Genomic DNA, 3,182 nt, shown 5'->3' on the forward strand with positions numbered 1-3,182 from the left:
TGCCCAGAAGACATAAAAGTAATTATAGAATCAAAATTTCTAAAGAATTTAACTATTCTCAATCTATCGAAAAATCCACTTGGCGATGCTTTTTATGATCTTGTTAAATCCAAATTGGTTAGAAATTTAGAATCCCTACATCTCGACTCGTGTGGTATTGACGATACCAAAATAGAATATGCTTCCAAAGAAAAAATTAGTTTACAGTTAAAAGAGCTTTCTTTGAGTTCTAACCAAATCCGTAAAAAAGGAGCCAGACTTCTACCCGACATTTTGGAAGATGATAGCCTTAAGAAGCTTAATCTTTGGTGAAATAAAATTCTGTACGAGGGAGTGGCGGCGCTCTCTACCTCTTCCAAGCTAAATAAATTGACATACTTAAATCTTACCTTAACCCAGGCTGAAGATCAAGGAATATCAACGCTAGCAGCATCAAGTTTTATGCAAAATCTTGAGACACTCGTATTAGATCATGCGTACATATCAAATCATGGAGCTTTTGCTATTGCTAATTCTCCTAACCTGCAAAGGCTCATTCGCCTTGAACTTTATGACAATATGATTGAAAACCAGGGTGCATTTGCAATAGTTTCGTCAACTAATCTTTCCTCATTAAAAGAACTTATGTTAGCCGAAAACCCCATTGGCGATAAGGGCGCTATTGATATCGCTAACTGTCCAAATGTAGCTCGTCTTAGATATTTAGGTATTGAAGATGAAAGCATTGGAGAAGAGGGTAGACAAGCACTGCATTATTCTCCTTATTTGCAGGGTGTAGATTTGTTTCTTGCGTAAGCTGTTTCTCTTTACAGGACAAAAAAATTAAAACAAAATAGCTGTTTAGTCTGAAAACCTTACTTAGCAAATTTATATAATAGCTAACAATTATATCCAGTTATGCAAGATACATTTTCTAACGAACAACTCCAACAAACCCTCCGCAAGCACCTCGAAACCTGGGCAAAAGAAAACCTACCTGAATTTGACGAACTCAGTGAGGATATTTCACCTGAAACTCTGGAAGAAATCACCAAATATCTTGAGAAACTAGCAGAAACAGAATTCAATAGCATTACCCAAGATGCCACAGGCGAATTCATTAATGCTATTGAAACCACCTTCCAAGAATGGGCAAAAATTGCTCGTGAAGAACTTGAATCAGACGGTGTCAGTAACCATATTTATACAACTGTAATCGACTTCTTCAAAGCAGAAGAATGGCCTTTCCTAGAAGAAGAGAATGAATCTATTCTGTACATGAACTTTAAAGGCGAAAATGGTGAGTGGTCTTGCCTTGCTAAAGTCAAAGAAGAAGAAAATCAGTTTATCTTTTACTCCCTCCATCCCGAACCAGTTCCCGAAGAGAAACGCCAAGCGATCGCCGAATTTATTACCCGTGCTAACTACGGTACAATTCTTGGTAATTTTGAACTAGACTTCGATCATGGCGAAATCCGCTACAAAACCAGCATAGATGTAGAAGGCGACAGCCTTAGTTTTGCCTTAATCAAACAGATGGTTTACGCCAACGTGATGATGATGGATGAATATTTACCCGGAATTATGGCAGTCATTGAAGGAGAGGTGGAGGTGAAAGAAGCGATTTTACAGATTGAGAATTAAGACTAATTTACCTAACCATCACTCATCAACCAAAGCAAACGCTATGCAATCGCATAGCCAGTATGATGAAAAGCAATAACAATCCTATCCTTCGGTACTCCTGTGGCAACCAATTCATCCGTGATACCATCTTCAATACCCTTGTAGTGAATCCAGATTTTACCATCGCGGATTGAACCATGAACAATTGTAGCATTACAATCCTGTTGAGGAGGTAATCATCCAATGGAAAAACTAGAAAAGTACCGATTAATCATCCGCCAGGTATTAACTAATCATGCCACCTTAGAAGCAAATAATCCAAATTCAGAGATTGAGTGTCAACTTATTTTTGACACAGAACATGACCATTATCAACTTTTAGATATCGGCTGGGATGGACTCAAACGAGTTTACAACTGTTTCATCCATTTAGATATCAAAGATGGCAACGTTTGGATTCAGCGAAATATGACAGAAGCTGATTTGGCGCAAGATTTGCTGGAAATGGGTATACCAAAAGAAGACATTATTCTCGGTTTACATCCCAGTTATAAACGTCCTTACACAGGCTACGGAGTGGCTTAGTAGTGGATTGGTTTAAAAAATAAGACCCAACAAAACATCACTCATAATGATACCGACAAGCCAGAAAATCAATCTGACTACTTCCCACCCGATCAACCAGCCGATGTTCCAAATCAATGCGCCGTGACCAAATATCTGCATCCATATACTTTAATGGTTCTGGTTTACCAATGCCCTCAAATGGATTGTCCATTACAGCAGTAACCAAATCCAAAATTTTCGACGCCACTTTAAAATCATGCTTGAACCACCAAGCCAAATCTTCCTTAAACCTAGAACTAAAACCAGGACTGCGATTTACCACAACTGGCTTTACTTGATCGGATTCAGCCTTTTTCTTCTTCTTCTTGCTCAATTCCCAACTCAGAGTAAAGTTCTTCAATGGTTTGAGGTTTTATTTTTCCAGTCTTAGACTCCTCAATGGCATCCAACAGGCGAATTGCATTGGTAGGGGTTCTTAAGAGATAAACCGTCTCTACTAAACTCCTCAAATCCGATTCTGTAATTAAAGCAACATTCTCACCATCATGACGATTGATGATATATACCTGATTATTTTGTGAAACTATATCCAACAACTTAAAGAAGTTATTTTTAGCATCATTTGGAGATGTAATCTCGTAATAAAACATCAGTTTATGTACAGATTTAGGTAAATATATTATATCACTTATACCAAATCAAGCAACGTAAGCATTCAGCCATCAGCCGTCAGCCGTCAGCCGTCAGCTTATTGTATTCAAAAGCTGATAGCTGATAGCTGATAGCTGAAGACTTACCTAGCAACAGATGCTTTCCTTGAAACCAAAACCTGATCTGACTTTATGAATTGTAAATTGTTATGAGTAATCATACTGAAAATTTCCCTTTAGACAAAGAGTTAACCTTAAGCGACTCCTGCAATCCCTTAACCATTTCCACAACTTCAGGTGCGACAATCAAGCGAATTTAATTCTTAATGGTAAGAGCGCACCTACCTATCCCTCAGCAAA

Annotated in this window: 6 protein-coding genes and 1 pseudogene; 4 read left to right on the forward strand and 3 right to left on the reverse strand. The window is 38.0% G+C overall.

The features are described 5' to 3' along the window. The 3 genes from F6K49_RS38350 to F6K49_RS38360 form a co-directional block, all read left to right on the forward strand. A partial coding sequence (locus tag F6K49_RS38350) for a hypothetical protein (RefSeq protein ID WP_293105588.1) occupies positions 1-312 on the forward strand: 312 nt, incomplete at its 5' end. Positions 313-333: 21 nt separating this feature from the next. Next, the gene (locus tag F6K49_RS38355) at positions 334-795 is read left to right on the forward strand and encodes a hypothetical protein (RefSeq protein WP_293105591.1); all 462 of its coding nucleotides are present in this window, start codon (positions 334-336) and stop codon (positions 793-795) included. A 102-nt stretch (positions 796-897) separates the two neighbouring features. Then, positions 898-1,623 (forward strand): YbjN domain-containing protein, encoded by a 726-nt coding sequence (locus tag F6K49_RS38360; RefSeq protein ID WP_293105597.1) that lies wholly within the window; start codon positions 898-900, stop codon positions 1,621-1,623. Positions 1,624-1,664: 41 nt separating this feature from the next. Here F6K49_RS38360 and F6K49_RS38365 read toward each other — a convergent pair. Continuing rightward, positions 1,665-1,835 (reverse strand): annotated as a pseudogene (locus F6K49_RS38365) (element excision factor XisI family protein); the annotation flags it as partial. A 13-nt stretch (positions 1,836-1,848) separates the two neighbouring features. Between F6K49_RS38365 and F6K49_RS38370 the strand changes: the two are divergent. Beyond that, positions 1,849-2,190 (forward strand): XisI protein, encoded by a 342-nt coding sequence (locus tag F6K49_RS38370; RefSeq protein ID WP_293105600.1) that lies wholly within the window; start codon positions 1,849-1,851, stop codon positions 2,188-2,190. A 37-nt stretch (positions 2,191-2,227) separates the two neighbouring features. Here F6K49_RS38370 and F6K49_RS38375 read toward each other — a convergent pair whose 3' ends face one another. Together F6K49_RS38375 and F6K49_RS38380 are read right to left on the reverse strand one after the other, a co-directional pair. Then, on the reverse strand, positions 2,228-2,572 hold the full coding sequence (locus F6K49_RS38375; RefSeq protein WP_293105604.1) for a Txe/YoeB family addiction module toxin: 345 nt from the start codon (positions 2,570-2,572) through the stop codon (positions 2,228-2,230). Continuing rightward, positions 2,517-2,822, reverse strand: coding sequence for a type II toxin-antitoxin system prevent-host-death family antitoxin (locus F6K49_RS38380; RefSeq protein WP_293105608.1), 306 nt, complete (start codon positions 2,820-2,822; stop codon positions 2,517-2,519). Before F6K49_RS38380 ends, F6K49_RS38375 begins: the two co-directional genes overlap by 56 nt. Between the last annotated feature and the right edge of the window lie 360 nt (positions 2,823-3,182).

The organism is Moorena sp. SIO3I6 (assembly GCF_010672095.1).